Origin of the sequence: Leptospira vanthielii serovar Holland str. Waz Holland = ATCC 700522 (genome assembly GCF_000332455.1) — a bacterium.
GTDB lineage: Bacteria > Spirochaetota > Leptospiria > Leptospirales > Leptospiraceae > Leptospira_A > Leptospira_A vanthielii.
Map to the genome: position 1 here is coordinate 33,069 of NZ_AOGY02000024.1, position 15,014 is coordinate 48,082.

Sequence of the window (15,014 nt, forward strand, 5' to 3'; positions counted from 1 at the left end):
CGATGCCTTGGAAGGAAACCAAAGTGATAGAAGAAAGAATCAAGTTCATAGCAGCTGTTAAAAGTGGTCAGTGGTGTTTTGCCGATCTTTGCCGAGACTTTAATATATCGAGAAAGACTGGCTATAAATATCTAAAGAATTATGAGTCGGAAGGTATCGACGGACTCAAAGATAAATCTAGAAAAAGAATCACTCAGTCCAATGAAACTCCTGAGAAAATCGTTCACCTAATTGTATCTTTACGTGAAGACCATCCATCTTGGGGTCCCAAAAAACTCCGTCCCATACTCAAAGCAAAGTTTCATCGCATGAAACAGATTCCAAGTGAAACTACAATTGGAAACATTCTTCGCAAAAAAGGCCTAGTCAAACCTAAGAAAAAAAGACCAAGAGTTCCACAGTCTCTATTTCCTTTTTCCAATGTAGTCGCTCCCAATGATGTATGGTGTGTTGATTTTAAAGGCCATTTTACAGTAGGAAATGGCAATCGCTGCGATCCACTAACAATTACAGATGCATATAGTCGCTACCTTCTAGCATGTGAAATCCTGAATAAAACGAATGCAGAGCAAACAAAAGCGGTATTTGAAAGGGTTTTTAAAGAATATGGACTACCACAGGCAATCAAATCAGATAATGGATCACCTTTTGCAAGTAAGGCCATTGGCGGCTTAACTAGTCTTTCTATATGGTGGTTGAAATTAGGGATCCGACCGGAACGCATTGAACCAGGGAAACCATCTCAGAACGGTCGTCATGAGAGAATGCACAGAACACTCAAAGAAGAAACTGCATTACCTCCAAGATCTAGTTTGGATGCACAACAGACCGCCTTTGATTCATTCCGTGAAGAATTTAATAAGGTAAGACCACATGAAGCTTTGGGTTTTCTGACACCTGCAAAAGTTTATAAATCTTCGAAAAGGACATTCCCAAAAAAGATTCTAGAGGTAGCTTATCCCACACATATTGTTACCGATAAAGTCCATGAAAGTGGTTTTGCGCAGTACGGGCCCCATCGAGTGTTCTTTGGGAATCCTTTCATTGGAGAGGTAGTTGGCTTTGAAGAGATATCTGATCGGCATTGTCGTCTTTACTTTGCGGATGCAATTCTTGGAATTTTGGATTTGTATACGAGTAAAGTGTTGAAATACCAGAGGCTATTGTATAGAATTGACTAGTAAAAGTGTAACCCATGTGAGTGATCTAAAGTGTTACCGATGTGCCTTTTCATACATGATTATGAATTCACCGATCAGACATATTTCGGGTCCATTAACAAGACTCACAAGCCTTCTTGCTTTCCCAAAACATCGGACCATTCGTAAACTTATGCGGAAACTCCACCACTTTCACTTTAATACTGGGAGAGAAATTGCAGTCAAACCGCCAAGAGGTGTGAAGATCATTACGGTGGCTCCGGATGGACCACTCCCTGTCAAACTCACCACAACCATTCGCACAAAACTTTACAAAACAGTTCTTCTTGGCGCTAAAAAAGGAGAAGAGGCTATGCAAAAAATTTTGAAGCGAAAGTTTAAAAAACAAAAATAACGATTATTTTTTTTCGTTTAGTTCACTGATAAAAAAGGCACCGTAAGGTTTGTTAAATGCATTTATAAAATCACCACCGATGTACCATTTCCCATTTCGATAATAACTTAAATTCCCAATATCGTTTGGGTTAGGAAACCAATCTAAAACTGAATTGGTTTTTGCATCAAATGCACCCATATATTGACTTGTCGTGTTACCATTGAGCCCATTAAAGGAACCAGTAATAAGCAGCTTCCCCTCAGGTGAAGTCGTAATTGAAGAAATCATTGCGTCCGCATAGATATTGTTTGGTGTCACGTAAGTTTGTGTTTGAGTATCGAATGCCGCTATGTAGTTAAAGGTTCCTAAACTTCCAATTGAAGTAAATATCCCTCCCAAATAAATTTTTCCATCTAGATAGGTCTGTGTATTTACACCGTTACTTGGATAATTAACATTTGATGGAATCAAACGCATAACGCCTGTGACTGAGTCTACGGCGCGGTAATTAGTTACTGTTGCATCCCCATTCATACTGTTATAAATCCCTCCAACAAAAACAACGTCCTTTACGACAAGTAAACTACTAGCACTTCCTCCTATACCTAAATTTGGGTTCCAAGATGTGAGGTTTAGTGAATTGGAATCAATGGAGGCAAGAGCATTACGAGACTGACCACCTACACCGGTCATACCATAACCACCAAAAAAAACTTGGTTTTGATTACTTGTGATAGTTCGAATTTCTGCTGAAGTTCCTGTGATGGAAAGATTGGTTGGGTTCAATTGATATTGGGGAAAATCTAAAATGGCAAAAGCAAATCTTGGGCTTCCGTTTACATTTTCAAAACCTCCACCAACATAAAGATGGTTATCTTTAACATGTAGAGCCTTGATCGAAAAATCAAAGTTAGGTGTGTTTTCGACTGGGTATCCGGTTTCCTCATCAAAAACCACAAAATTGTTTCTAGGTTTAATATTGACTGCAGTATGGTTACTTGCTATTAGAATTGTAGATCCTGCTACAACAATATCACCTGCAGGAAAGTAAATAGACGAATTTAGGCTGGGGTCCCACTGATTTAAGTTTTGGCTTGGTAAGTCGAAACTAGCACTATAGTTCCTTTTTTGTCCTTTTGCTTCTGTAAAATCACCAAGGACATAAAGTTTGTTCCCGATAACATTTAAGTTCCTGACATAACTGTTGAGAGAAAAGGAATTTTCTTTGATTGCACCTAATTGATTGTCTACGCCTACAAGATAATTGGAAGGTGTTGCTCCTATGGTTGTGAATTCACCACCCAAGTACACTGTGTTTTCATATTGATTGACTTTGAACACTTCCAGGTTTGGGTTTGGGGCCCAGGAAGTTTGTGTTCCATTTAAATAGAAGGACATGGCTCTACCAGCAAAAGGTCCAACTATATAGAGGACTCGGGTTCCGGTATGATCGGTTCCTAGATGTAAATCATTTACTTGCCCACCGGCTGGGGCCTGTCCTGTGAAAGAAGAATCAATGGCACCTGTTATTGGAGATAATTTAACAAGTCCATATCGTGGGTTTCCACCAATGTCTTGAAAATGTCCTCCAACATACAATGTTGAGTCGTCAGATACAATATCAAAGATAGAATTATCATAGGATGGGCTTAGAAATTCAGAGTTGAGAGCACCTGTATATCGATTGAGTGAAACAATATTAGTTTGGGAACCAGATCCCCATCCGACAAACATACCTCCCACGTATAAATTGTCACCTAATAATGACAAGGCGGCAATGTTCCTCGATGGATCTTCCACAGGTACAAAATTTGGATCCAATTGACAACCCGATAAAATATGTGCTACTTGGCTTCGTTTGATTCCTTGGACATGAGTAAAATCTCCTCCAATATAAAACCCACCAGATCCATCTGAAATGGCAACATTACTGAGTCCTTTTACTTTCAAATGGGGACAAAAACGATTGGGTACAACGGCTCCAGAAATGGAATCCACAAAGGCAGCACTTCCCGTCGGGACACCTGTCATCGTAAATTCTCCTCCAATAATCATTTGTCCTTGGTGAGTTGTGATGGCATTGACCCTGGCAACAGGACCATACACAGCCCATTGATCGAAGAAAGAAAAAGAGGGGAGGCAAGATGGAGAATGATCGCCGGTAACATACCGAATGATGGTTCCTAAAAGAAAAGATTTGGATTTAACATCACATACGTTTTCAAGGTCTGTTGGTTTACAAAGAGAAGCGGAAAGAGTGAGAAAAATAATAATCCCAAAAAATGAATACAAACGGGCCATAGAAACAAAGTCTGATCCTTCGAATTTGTGTCTAGCCTTTGAACGGGAATTTTTTAGGTCATTCTACTAAGAAAATTATTTCTGCAATCATTCGTTTAAACTAGATCGAACGAGCCCACCATTACTTCTCTTCAGAGCGTTCGAGAATGCCCCTCCCAAATAGTATTTTCCATTTTTATACATGGACGTATAAACAACATCATTGAATCCGCTAATCCATGGCGATACAGTATTGGTGTTACTATTGAAAACTCCAAAAGAATAGTTTTCAGTGGCTCCATTCAGTCCAGTAAAGGATCCGCCGATAAGGACATTCCCATCACTATAAGCTGCGATGTGGTTTACAATACCGTCACCATATACTGGGTTAGGTTGTTCATAAGATTGATTGGCGAGATTATAAACTGCAATATTGTTGAAGGTTCCTACGCTACCAATTGTTGTAAACTGTCCTCCGAGAAAGATTCTTGATCCTACTACCGCTTGCGCATAGACACCGCTATTCGGAAAATTAGTTGTGGAAGGAATGTTCCGTTTGGTTCCTGTGAGTTTGTCCACTGCTTGGTAAGATGTAGTCACGCCATCCCCGTTAATTCCGGTATACAAGCCACCGAGAAATACCAAATCATTAACAACGAGAAAATTTTCACCAGAGCCGTTTAGGTTCGGATTCCATCCACTTAAAGATAGGTCGCTTAAACTTAAAGCAAAAGCACCGTTTCTGACTTGACCGTTCACATTTGCCAAGCTGGTTCCTCCAACATATATTTGTGATTCATCACTGGTGATTGTGCGAATTTCTGGGGAGCCACTGAGGACGGTATTAATTGGACTTAGTTGGTAATGAGGAAACTCCAAAATTGCAAAAGCGTTCCTTGGTTGTCCTGCGACATTCGTAAAATATCCTCCCGCAAATAGTCTGTTATCAATTCGATGAAGGGTCTTTATCGGATTATTAAAGTAAGGTGTTCCTTCGATTGGTGCACCTGTCACTTCATCGAATACGGCAAAATTACTTCTCGGGAGAACATTCACTGTAGAACGAATGGAGGTGGTAACAAATACCACCCCATTTCCTGCGAGGACGAAGTCAGACCCTGGATTAGAAATGAAACCATCAAAATTTGGATTAAAAGCATTTACTGACTCACTGGGTAAGCTGAGTGCTGCCATATAATTTCTAACAACGGATTTGATCGAAGTAAAACTTCCACTTAAGTATAAAGTATCTTCGAGCACTCCAAGGGAAGCAACATTGCCATCCACATTATAATTTGCAGTAATGATACCACCTGTACCATTGTTAACCGAAGCAAAATTGGCAGCAGCACTAACTCCAACTAGAGTAAACTGGCCACCTAAATAAATTGTATTGTTGTACTGTTGGATCGAATTGACTTGGCCATTTGGACCTGGATTCCATGTTGTCAAAGTTCCATCAGGAAAAATGGAAAACGCATAGTTGTAAGTTGCAAGAAAATCCCCACCTACAAAGAAGTTCGGGCTTCCATTGGCGTCAGTTCCATAATACAAATCAAGACAAGTACCTGAGGTAATGATTGGACTGAAAGAGGAGAATAGAGAACCTGAGTGGAAAGATAACTTTGCGATACCTCGCTGTGCACCTCCGCCGATACTCGTAAAGTCACCACAGACATAGAGTGCTTGACCATCTGTTTCTAAATCAAACACACCCGAGGCCGCTGGATCTACGTTTGCATTGAAAGAGTTATCAATGGCACCAGTATAGCGATTGAGTCGAACTAAGAATTTTTGGTTTGAATCACTCCAGGTTGGAAACAGTCCCCCCACATAGAGGGAGTCACCCATGAGTAATAAGGCTCTAACTTCTCTGCTAATATCTTTGGGAACATTGAAATTGCGATCCAATTGGCACCCGGGCAGAATATGGGCAAGGCCGTATCTTTCTTCCCCTTGGACCCAAAAAAAGGAACCGCCAATATAGAATCCACCACTTCCATCGGAAATGGCGGTCTGCGTTCCTCCCACTACTTTCAAATAAGGACAATAACGATGGGGTAATACTTTCCCAGTGGCTGTTTCTAAATAAACGGCTCCCCCAGTAGAAGGGCCTACAAATTGGAAACTCCCACCGACGATGATTTGGTCGTTATAACTAGTCATCGCATTGACACTCGTAATGATTGAAGGTGGTGTTGGTTTAAACACTCCCCATAAATTTTGAAAGTCGAAGGATGGATAACAAGAAGGAGAGCGATCTTCTGTAACAAAACGAATTAGAGTTCCGTAAAAATAATCTTTTGATTTTACATCGCATGGGTTCGAAAGTTTTGTGGGTTTACACCCGAACGCCAAACCTATAAACACTGAGTAGATGATGATCATTTTTCGCATACTTACCATAATGCGATATTTTAATAAAGATTTGAGAATTTGTCTACTCGTTTGAAATAAATTTCTCCGAATCTGAGATGCGTCTAAGGGAAGATGGTTTGGATTTCCCTAATGTTAGTCGGAATGGGTTTTTTGATCCTATGGATTTGGACAATCAGTTCAAAAAATGATGGGTCTGTAATTCTATTACGCAAGAAAGGAAATCCCTCTCTTGAAAAAAATACAATTGTTATGGAATCCCAAAGTGGGGAATTTTTCATTCTGTTTTCCGCAGGTTCCTCAAAATTGGAAAAACGATCTCTGGATTTATTAAGAGACCATTTTGATCCAGAATTTTTATCCCATTTAGGATATGTTAGCTTAATTGGTTCTGCAGATGCATCGGGTCATTTAGCAAAAAACCGACGATTAGTAAAAGAAAGAATCCAGATTGTGGAAAGATGTTTGATAACTTTTGGAATTTCCAAAGATAAAATCCGAAAAATTTTTTTAGAACCAAGTTACGGTAGAAGTCCTGAGTTGCGAAGGTTGTTACGGTCCGTAAAGATTCAATACAAAATGGAAACATAGAGTGACATATTGGATTTGATTTGGTCTTTTGAATAATACACTATGATTCGAACTGATATTCAAATTCGATTTAATGATATGGATCCCATGCGGAGAGTCAATAACGCAAGTTACTCGGCCTATTTAGAGTTGGCAAGATTAGATTTTTGTAATCGTTATCTATCCGTTTCAGAATTAGATGATATTCCTTTTGTTTTGGCTCGAGTGGAAATGGATCTAAAAGCATCGGTTCTGCCAGGAGCTTCCATTTTTGTAGAGACATGGGTTTCGTCAATCGGCACTACTTCTTGGGAATTTTCGTATGAAATTCGAGATAAAAAAACAAATACACTTTATGTGTCAGCAAAAACTGTGCAAGTTTACTTTGACTACCGAGCCAAATCTAAAAAACCCATCCCGTCAGAATTTTTAAAATCTTTAGAAAAGGAACGTTTGTAATTTAGAACAATTCTCTTGAATCAAAATGTTTCCATTCCCAATGGTAAGCAGATTTGTCTCCGTATTGGATGCATTCCTCTAACCAATTGGATTCTCTGTCTGGGTTTAGAAGGGAATAGGTTTCTGATACCGAACGAATGAGTTCCCCATATTCAGGAAGGATTTCTGGAAGGAGTGGATCTGTATTTCGTTCGAGGAGTCGCACCACCGATTGGAGTAGGGCAAAGTAAATTCCCTTACGTAATAAATCTGGAATTCCTTTTGGAAGAGTCACCAAGGCCTCTATTTGTGGAAACAGTGACACCAGTTTTGGAACATGGACATACAAATGGCTTGGCAACTTCGATTGGATTTCAGTAAGATACACTTCATTCTTATTTTCACCCATGACAAATCCAATCTATCAGATACGTTCTCAGATTAAAACCATTTGTACTGCCGAAGGTTTTTCTTTGGTGGGATTTGCAGAGGCAAAGATCCCAAATTCCGATCTAGATCATTTGGATGAGTGGATTCGTGAGAGCCGGTTTGGGAATATGGCTTGGTTTGCCAAAGACCATGCAGTGGGGATTCGGAATCGTTTTGAAAATTTGGGCCTTGTTCCAAAGTCTGTAGTCTGTCTTGGATTTGTATACCGATCAAGTCAGGGAGAGGAAGTGGTTTCTCAAATGGAATCAAAAGTTTCTCGTTATGCGTTAGGTTCTGATTACCATATTGTATTAAAAGAAAAAGGCAATCGGATTTTAAAAACTCTTCGCACTGAGTTCCCAGATTATAAATTCCGCCAATCTATCGATAGTTTACCGATTGCTGAAAAAATTTTAACAAGAGAGTCTGGGATTGTTTGGCAGGGGAAAAATACCAATCTTATCCATCCAACGCTGGGGTCATATTTTTTTCTCTCAACTATCTTAACCGATTTAGAGTTAGGTGGCTCAGATCCTGAAGAAATTGTCACAGACCACTGCGGAAGTTGCCGTAAATGTTTGGATGTTTGTCCGACAGGAGCACTGGAAGAATATAAAATTGACGCAAGAAAATGTATTTCTTACCTAACCATTGAAGACCGAGAAAAAACCGAGGCCACGGATTCTTTTTTGCAATGGGATCGGAAGGGTTGGGTGTATGGATGTGATCTTTGCCAAGAAGTCTGTCCCTGGAATGCCAATGTGGCCAAACGTAACCAAGTTGAAACCACAGAACCAAAGTTTTTACCCAGAGCTTTTTGGACGGACCCTCAATTTACATCCAAAGAATCTCTCACGGAACAAGAATTTGGCGATCTTTTCAAAGACTCTCCCATTGAGAGGATTGGTGTAAAAATTTGGAATCGAAATTTAAAAAAATAGAGAAGTCTGATATTTTATTAATGCATGAAGGCTATGTGATCAGATCGAACTAAGTCCCGCACGGGTCGTTAGGGAAATGCACGGAGTTTGCTGATGCATAACGATGGCTTTCACGAAGTAAACTTTGCCGATAAAATTTCGGTAGCCAATTTCGGATCCTTAGCAGAACAAATGGCACTCACGACTGCGATCGAGTCGGCCCCTGCCTCCACAACCTCTTTCGCATTGGATTCTTTTATCCCTCCAATGGCAACGATAGGAAGTTTCGTTTGGGCTCGTAACCACTGCAGGCCATCCAGTCCCCAAGCAGGTTTTGTATTGGTTTTGGTTTCGGTATCGAATACGGGAGAAACTGCAATATAATCTAAGTTTGGTTTTGGATCTGTTTTTATCAGGGAATGGTAGTCTTCTTTTGTTTCCAAAGAGAGACCAATGATGGCATCTCTTCCAAGGATCATGCGAGCGTCCATCCAAGGAAGGTCTGATTGTCCCAGGTGGACACCGTCAGCGCCAGCCGCCAAACAAATATCTAGGCGGTCATTGATGAGAAGGGGAATCTGAAAGGGAGTAAGGATTTTTTTTAAATGTTTGGCGAGTTCGAGAAATTGGCGACTGTCTGTTTCTTTTTCTCGGAGTTGGACAAGGCTCACGCCTCCAATTGCTGCCAGTTGCACTACCTCCACCAAACTATGGTAGAGACAAAGGGGTCTATCTGTTACCAAATAAACCCCGTGGATTTTATTCCCCATTTAATCTTTGTTTGATGGTATCGGCACTGATTTCATAAAGAGCATCTATAAATGCGACTTGGAAACTTCCAGGAGCGGATGTTTTGGTTTTTGCCATTTCTCCGGCGATTCCCATTACTGCCATCGCAGAAGTTGCTGCACGAAATTGGTTTGCTTGAACGGCAGCAAAGGCACCACAAATGGCAGAAGCAGTACAACCAAGACCAGTTACCTTAGTCATAAGAGGATCCCCGTTTCTCACTTGGGCTTTGTCTGTACCACTCAGGATATAATCAGTGGCGCCTGAAATCACTACCACTCCACCAGTGACTTTGGAAAGTGATTTCCCTGAATCCACTGCTGAATCTGAAGAATCAGTTGCATCGACACCTTTGGTTTTTCCTGAGGAGTTGAGTGTAGAAAGAATTTCAGAAGCATTGCCTCGAATAATAGTGGGACTACCAGCTCCTAAGATTCGACGAATTGCCATATTACGCAAGTTACTCGCTCCGGCACCTACAGGATCCAGTATCAAAGGTTTCCCAATAGAGACTGCTTTTGTTGCAGCCTTTTCCATACTTTGGATCCAAAGTTCGGAAAGGGTTCCAATATTGATGACAGTTGCCGAACAGATTGTAACCATCTCTTCGACTTCTTCAATGGCATGAGCCATAATGGGAGAAGCACCAATGGCAAGAAGCGCATTGGCAGTGTTATTCATGACTACATAGTTTGTGATATTGTGAACGAGTGGGGACTTAGAACGCAATGCGTCCAAGTCGTCGATAGTGTTTTGAATGATTGATTGAGACATGCGGAGGTTTCCTAGGAAAACCTAGGCAATCTTCGTAATGGCGTCTTCTACTTTTTTGATTAAATCCGATTCAGACCAAGGTTTTTTTAAAAAACTATGTAGGTCGACTTCTCCTCTCAATTGATTGAGAGAGAGTTCGTCAATATGTCCTGAAATAATTATTTTCTTAATCTCTGGATAGGTTTTGTGGACATCCCTAAGAAACTCATCCCCTCTTTGATTTGGCATTAGCCAATCGGAAATGATGATCAGGATGTCGATTCCTTCTACAGCCAATTCTTCGATGATAGACCACGCCTCTTCTGTATTTTGGGCGGTTTCATAACGATACTCGTTCCCAAAATGTTTTTTGAGCTGAGACTTCAGGCTCATCAGAATAATTTGTTCGTCATCAACGAAGAGGATGGCTTTATTCATTGCGAATTATTTTCCGTCGTTAGGGCACTCAACGAGTTTGTCATGACCTGGGCAGGAACGTTTTTCTTTTCCTGGGCAAATGGCAAAGGATGCAGATGTAACGACAAAAAGACTAAATAAAGTGATGGTTTATTTCATAAAAATCCTCTTTGGAGATTAGACGACAGAATGGATGCGAAAGCAAGAACGATTTCTTCAAACTTTTGTTAGAATTTCGTACCCTTTGTCTGTGACAAGTACGGTATGTTCAAATTGGGCTGAGAGTTTTCCATCTTTAGTGCGAACAGTCCATTTGTCAGATCGATCAAAATTCACTTCCCAAGTTCCCAAGTTGACCATGGGTTCGACTGTAAAAATCATTCCGGCTTCGATTTTCGCTAATTTGCGGGGAGAGCGGAAGTGAGGAACTTGTGGCTCTTCATGGAAATTACGTCCCACTCCGTGTCCCATTAGATCACGCACAATCCCGTAACCCATAGGAGTTAGAAAATCATCGATGGCGTTTCCGATATCATCGATCCGGTTGCCTGGTTTGATCTGTTCGATTCCGACCCACATGGCTTTTTCTGTATCGGCCACCAGTTTTTCGGCTTCGGGAGTAGTTTTTCCGCCTACGATAAAGGTTTTGGAGGTGTCGCCAATATATCCGTCCACAATGGGGGATACGTCCAAATTCACAATGTCTCCATCGACGAGTACATCTTCTTTTTTCGGAATTCCATGGCAAACTACGTGGTTGATCGAGGAACAAATGGATTTTGGAAACCCTTTGTATCCTAGAGGAGCGGACCTATGGCCGTTTTTTTTTGTAAAAGTTTCTGCTAGATCGTTCAGTTCTAAGGTGGTGACCCCGGCTTTGACAAAAGGTTCTAAATAGACGAGGAGTTCGGCGGCAAATTTTCCCGCCTTTCTCATCTTTTCAATTTCTGATTTGTTTTTAATGTAAATCACGGATTAGAAATCTGTGGACCGAACCGTTGTTCTTTTGTTGGCAGAGGTTCTTTCCAAAGCTTTGTCGATGAGTCGGTAGATTTCTTCGTTGATTCCATCAATCGCATCGCCGGAAGTCATAAATCCCTTACTTTTAATATATGCTTTCACTTTAGAAGTGACAATTAGGGATTCCTTCGACGTTGTTTCTGTTTGTTCTTCGGACATGGATACCTCGGTTTTATTTCTTTCTAACTCCGAGGATGTTATCTACGAGGGATTTTTCAATATTTAATTTTTCGCTGATTGCCTCAGAAGACCACTGGTAGTTGTCGTGGAGGCTCTGGATGGTGGCCCTTTTTCGATCCACCAAGGGATTTCCCGAAGTTTTTCGCTCGACTTTTCCTGCCGGGGTAGGGCTTTGCATAGCTCCCTGAACGATATCCAAGAATTCGGAGAGTTTTTCGAAGGTTTCGTCTGCTTCGCCGAGGAGAGATTCCAAATCGTCCTTGGTTTCCCTTGACGATTCCTTTAAGTCTTCCAAACGTTTTTGCAAGGTGAGGATTTGGCGGTGACGGTCAGAAAGATCACCTAGCAGCTCTTCAATTTTGTCAAATTTACGTTCTACAGAATCAATCTGTGCTTCTCGTTCCACAAGGAAGGAAGTGCGGTTTTCTGCAGTTCGGATGGTTTCTGTAAGTTCTTTTTCCCGAGCCTCCACCACTTCGATTTCGCGGTCGAGGATGTCGAGGCGGGACTGGAGTTCCCGTGCATTGTGTTTTTGAGTTTCTAAGTTTTCGACCAAATGGAAAACAGAGTCTTGTGATTCCTGCAAAGAGGAAAGGAAGGATTCAATTTTTGATTGTTCGGTGGAGAGTTTAGTCACTCGGTTTTCAATAGAGCTAATTTCTGTTAGGCTCTCTTCGAAACCTTCCATAGTTTCCGAAACATGGACCAGGTTTGAGGCAAGAATTTGCACTTGTTTGTCGATGTCTTCTGATTGGAACTGTGCTTCTTTTAAAGTTTCTAGTTCACTTGTTATTTCTTTTCTAAGTTCCACAAATTCAGAAATTGCAGATTGGTAGAGGTTTAGGTCAGGTCTGCCTTTTTCAAGGGCTCTTAGGGCCTCTGAGATTTCTTCCACAGCACGGTTTGATTCATCTGCAATTTGTTTGGCGGAAGCAAATAAGTCAGAATGTTCTTTTACCGTTTCTAGTTCACTGGAAAGAGTTACGATCTCGTCTTTTAGTGTTTCCATTTCTGATTGAAAACTAGAGAGAGTTTCTTCTTTGGTATCGTTTAGATCTTGTAAACCATTTCCAATTTCGTGTTTTAAATCTTGGAAACGCTCCAAACTTTCTTTCAAAAAATCTTGGCTTTCTTTTGCGATTTCTTTGAATGATTTTTCATAATCTCTTTGATAAGTTTCGATTTGTTTTTTGGATTCGTCTTTGGAACGTTTAATACTTTCTTCTAAGTTGCGGCGAACTGTACTTAGGTGGTTTGTGATTTTTTCTTCGAGTTGACCAAGTTGAATATTTCCTTTGTCCAGAAGTTTTGTCAATTGGTGAGAGATTTTAGAATCAATGGTTTCATTGAGTCTATCCATCTTCTCTTCTTGCAAATTAAAGAAAGATTCTCCCGATTCCTCTAAGTGTTTGAGGATTCGATCTACTTCACTCCGAGCAAGTTTTGCTTCATCTTCCAAACGAGAAATACTTTCTTTGGTTTTAGATTCAGCCGCGATTTCCAAATTGGATTTAGCCTTTTGGAATTGGTTTTGGAATTCACCGAGAAGGTCAGCTCCTTCCACGTGGATTTCTTTTAGGCGGTCTTGGAGTCTTTCAATGCTATAGTTTTGATCACCTCGCATTTTTGCGAGTTCGTCTTCCCATTTGCTGACAAAGTCTTCCAGATGACTGTTGGCGATACGAATCTTTTCGGTTACAATTTCTTCGGATTCTTTGGCCTTTTCTTCTGCTGATTCTAAGATTTCGTGTGCGGACTCACGTAGCGCTGATTTTAACTCCTCTACGTATTCATCTACATCTTTGGTTTGTGCAGTGATGGATTCGCTTAAGTCTTTCACCTGCGACTGGACTGTCTCCAAATCCGATTCCATCTCAGACTTTTGGAGTTTAAAATCAGAATTCATTCTTTCTTCGAGTTCTTTTCGGAGTTCAAATAAAGAGGTTTTGATGACAGTTTCTTGGTTAGAACGAACGGAATCCAACTCGCGATCAAAGTCTTTCAATTCTTGGAGGGCACTTTTTTTCAAAGAACTTGCTTCTTCTTTTAGATCTTCCGAAATGCGGTGGAATTCTTCAGAGAAGGCTTCAATTTCACGAATGAGTTCTTGTTTGCGGATGTCCGCTTGTCTGAGGAGTTTGTTTTCCGCTTCCAAATATTTTTCTTGGAATTGGATGATGGTTTGGTTGATTCCATCAGCTTGCCTTCTTGTTTCATTGATGATGTCATCTCGTTTGGATAGCGTTTCCAAAGAGAGATCTTCAATTTCACGTTTGATGGCGTCTGTTTCCTGACTAAGACCTTTCATAAAAGAATCTTTGGTATGAGTGACTTGGTCAAAGATGGAATCAAAACGTTCTTGGATTTTTTTATCGAGTAGGTTTACTTTCTCGTCTAGTTTGCCAGAAGCACGTTGGTATTTTTCTTCCAACCTTTCATCAAACTTATCTACTTTGTCAGAAAGAAGAGAAGATGTGTCTTCGAATTTTGTTAGACGAACGTCCAAATCACCTTGTGCATATTTCATGGACTCAAGTAATAAATCCATTTCTTTGCGAGCATGGTCTAGGCGGCCTGCGGTTTCACCTACCATCACATCGGCATGAGACAAAAGTTTTTCTCGGGCAGTCTCCGCAATTTTGGATAATGAATTATCTAGAAAATCTGATTTGGTTTCGAGTAGGCTTTCTAATTCTACCATCTTATGTGCAACAGATTGTAATATTTCATCACTTCGGAGATTCAGTTTGTTTTGGAATGTATCCAACATAGAGATGGATTCGTTGTGAAGAGATTCCATATCTTCAGAAACTTCATGTAACTCCCGTTTGTGGGTGTTAATTTGAGAGAGTCCTTCTTCCATGTATTGTTTTTCACGGCGGACTTGATTACTCAAATCTTGGATTTGTTCCATCTCTCCCGATAGAGAAGAGAGGTAGTCTTTACTTGCACGGATTTTTTCGAATAGGTCACGGGATTCGGAACTTAATTGTTGGATGTCTTCGGCAACTTTGCGGGATTGTTTGACGGTGATGTCTAGGTCGATTCCGGCATCTTTCACCAATTGGATTTTTTGGAGAGCAACACCTTGGATTTCGTCGGTCAATTTTGACGCATAACGTTTCAGTTGGGACAGTTTGGTGTTGGACTTGTCCAAACGACGAAGCCCAATCGTCACGGCAACACTGGCCAAAAAAGGCAATAAAAAGACTTCTAATCCCATTTTCTCAAAGATCCAATAATAGTATTATGTCGCATGAAGATGGTTGAAGAAAACCAGGCGGAGATTTTTTCCGCAAGCCTTTT

General features: G+C 40.7%; 14 protein-coding genes. 5 read left to right on the forward strand and 9 right to left on the reverse strand.

Translation table 11 applies throughout. The features are described from left to right. The first annotated feature begins 2 nt into the window (after positions 1 to 2). Complete coding sequence (locus LEP1GSC199_RS04375) at positions 3 to 1,181, forward strand: DDE-type integrase/transposase/recombinase (RefSeq protein ID WP_002978427.1); 1,179 nt, start codon at positions 3 to 5, stop codon at positions 1,179 to 1,181. 61 nt (positions 1,182 to 1,242) lie between these two features. After that, on the forward strand, positions 1,243 to 1,554 hold the full coding sequence (locus tag LEP1GSC199_RS04380; RefSeq protein ID WP_039926080.1) for a hypothetical protein: 312 nt from the start codon (positions 1,243 to 1,245) through the stop codon (positions 1,552 to 1,554). A gap of 3 nt (positions 1,555 to 1,557) precedes the next feature. On the opposite strand, the gene LEP1GSC199_RS04385 is transcribed toward LEP1GSC199_RS04380, so the two are convergent. Both LEP1GSC199_RS04385 and LEP1GSC199_RS04390 read right to left on the reverse strand, forming a co-directional pair. Then, positions 1,558 to 3,837 (reverse strand): Kelch repeat-containing protein, encoded by a 2,280-nt coding sequence (locus tag LEP1GSC199_RS04385; RefSeq protein WP_002978442.1) that lies wholly within the window; start codon positions 3,835 to 3,837, stop codon positions 1,558 to 1,560. A gap of 87 nt (positions 3,838 to 3,924) precedes the next feature. Next, positions 3,925 to 6,213, reverse strand: a complete 2,289-nt coding sequence (locus LEP1GSC199_RS04390) for a hypothetical protein (RefSeq protein ID WP_232420638.1) — start codon at positions 6,211 to 6,213, stop codon at positions 3,925 to 3,927. 93 nt (positions 6,214 to 6,306) lie between these two features. Between LEP1GSC199_RS04390 and LEP1GSC199_RS04395 the strand changes: the two genes are divergently transcribed. Continuing rightward, positions 6,307 to 6,783 (forward strand): OmpA family protein, encoded by a 477-nt coding sequence (locus tag LEP1GSC199_RS04395; protein WP_039926084.1) that lies wholly within the window; start codon positions 6,307 to 6,309, stop codon positions 6,781 to 6,783. A 42-nt stretch (positions 6,784 to 6,825) separates the two neighbouring features. Then, the gene (locus LEP1GSC199_RS04400; protein WP_002978298.1) at positions 6,826 to 7,221 is read left to right on the forward strand and encodes an acyl-CoA thioesterase; all 396 of its coding nucleotides are present in this window, start codon (positions 6,826 to 6,828) and stop codon (positions 7,219 to 7,221) included. Between the two features lies 1 nt (position 7,222). On the opposite strand, the gene LEP1GSC199_RS04405 is transcribed toward LEP1GSC199_RS04400, so the two are convergent. Continuing rightward, positions 7,223 to 7,609 (reverse strand): LIC_11502 family protein, encoded by a 387-nt coding sequence (locus LEP1GSC199_RS04405; RefSeq protein WP_002978413.1) that lies wholly within the window; start codon positions 7,607 to 7,609, stop codon positions 7,223 to 7,225. Here LEP1GSC199_RS04405 and queG point away from each other — a divergent pair. Beyond that, positions 7,608 to 8,570: a tRNA epoxyqueuosine(34) reductase QueG gene (gene queG / locus LEP1GSC199_RS04410; protein WP_002978132.1), complete on the forward strand. Its 963-nt coding sequence runs from the start codon at positions 7,608 to 7,610 to the stop codon at positions 8,568 to 8,570. The two genes, LEP1GSC199_RS04405 and queG, sit on opposite strands and share 2 nt — an antisense overlap. Before the next feature lie 110 nt (positions 8,571 to 8,680). Here the strand turns inward: queG and thiE are convergent, their stop codons facing one another. From thiE to LEP1GSC199_RS04440, 6 genes are all read right to left on the reverse strand, one after another. Further along, positions 8,681 to 9,319 carry a thiamine phosphate synthase gene (gene thiE, locus LEP1GSC199_RS04415; protein WP_002978286.1) on the reverse strand — a complete coding sequence of 213 codons (639 nt, stop codon included), beginning with the start codon at positions 9,317 to 9,319 and terminating at the stop codon, positions 8,681 to 8,683. Continuing rightward, the gene (thiM, locus tag LEP1GSC199_RS04420) at positions 9,309 to 10,112 is read right to left on the reverse strand and encodes a hydroxyethylthiazole kinase (RefSeq protein WP_002978522.1); all 804 of its coding nucleotides are present in this window, start codon (positions 10,110 to 10,112) and stop codon (positions 9,309 to 9,311) included. The genes thiE and thiM overlap by 11 nt, the downstream gene beginning before the upstream one ends. Positions 10,113 to 10,133: 21 nt before the next feature. Next, complete coding sequence (locus LEP1GSC199_RS04425) at positions 10,134 to 10,529, reverse strand: response regulator (protein WP_002978316.1); 396 nt, start codon at positions 10,527 to 10,529, stop codon at positions 10,134 to 10,136. Between the two features lie 195 nt (positions 10,530 to 10,724). Next, positions 10,725 to 11,480 carry a type I methionyl aminopeptidase gene (gene map, locus LEP1GSC199_RS04430; RefSeq protein WP_002978382.1) on the reverse strand — a complete coding sequence of 252 codons (756 nt, stop codon included), beginning with the start codon at positions 11,478 to 11,480 and terminating at the stop codon, positions 10,725 to 10,727. A gap of 3 nt (positions 11,481 to 11,483) precedes the next feature. After that, positions 11,484 to 11,687 (reverse strand): hypothetical protein, encoded by a 204-nt coding sequence (locus tag LEP1GSC199_RS04435; protein WP_002978419.1) that lies wholly within the window; start codon positions 11,685 to 11,687, stop codon positions 11,484 to 11,486. 13 nt (positions 11,688 to 11,700) lie between these two features. Continuing rightward, a complete protein-coding gene (locus LEP1GSC199_RS04440) occupies positions 11,701 to 14,931 on the reverse strand; it encodes a SpiroCoCo family coiled-coil protein (protein WP_002978179.1) in 3,231 nt (1,076 codons plus the stop codon). Between the last annotated feature and the right edge of the window lie 83 nt (positions 14,932 to 15,014).

Coding starts and splice junctions, on each gene's coding strand:
- LEP1GSC199_RS04400 (WP_002978298.1), top strand. CDS start 6,826: ATGATTCGAACTGATATTCAAATTCGATTTAATGATATGGATCCCATG.
- thiE (WP_002978286.1), bottom strand. CDS start 9,319: ATGGGGAATAAAATCCACGGGGTTTATTTGGTAACAGATAGACCCCTT.
- thiM (WP_002978522.1), bottom strand. CDS start 10,112: ATGTCTCAATCAATCATTCAAAACACTATCGACGACTTGGACGCATTG.
- LEP1GSC199_RS04385 (WP_002978442.1), bottom strand. CDS start 3,837: ATGGCCCGTTTGTATTCATTTTTTGGGATTATTATTTTTCTCACTCTT.
- LEP1GSC199_RS04390 (WP_232420638.1), bottom strand. CDS start 6,213: ATGCGAAAAATGATCATCATCTACTCAGTGTTTATAGGTTTGGCGTTC.
- LEP1GSC199_RS04435 (WP_002978419.1), bottom strand. CDS start 11,687: ATGTCCGAAGAACAAACAGAAACAACGTCGAAGGAATCCCTAATTGTC.
- LEP1GSC199_RS04375 (WP_002978427.1), top strand. CDS start 3: ATGCCTTGGAAGGAAACCAAAGTGATAGAAGAAAGAATCAAGTTCATA.
- LEP1GSC199_RS04395 (WP_039926084.1), top strand. CDS start 6,307: ATGGTTTGGATTTCCCTAATGTTAGTCGGAATGGGTTTTTTGATCCTA.
- queG (WP_002978132.1), top strand. CDS start 7,608: ATGACAAATCCAATCTATCAGATACGTTCTCAGATTAAAACCATTTGT.
- LEP1GSC199_RS04405 (WP_002978413.1), bottom strand. CDS start 7,609: ATGGGTGAAAATAAGAATGAAGTGTATCTTACTGAAATCCAATCGAAG.
- LEP1GSC199_RS04380 (WP_039926080.1), top strand. CDS start 1,243: ATGAATTCACCGATCAGACATATTTCGGGTCCATTAACAAGACTCACA.
- LEP1GSC199_RS04440 (WP_002978179.1), bottom strand. CDS start 14,931: ATGGGATTAGAAGTCTTTTTATTGCCTTTTTTGGCCAGTGTTGCCGTG.
- LEP1GSC199_RS04425 (WP_002978316.1), bottom strand. CDS start 10,529: ATGAATAAAGCCATCCTCTTCGTTGATGACGAACAAATTATTCTGATG.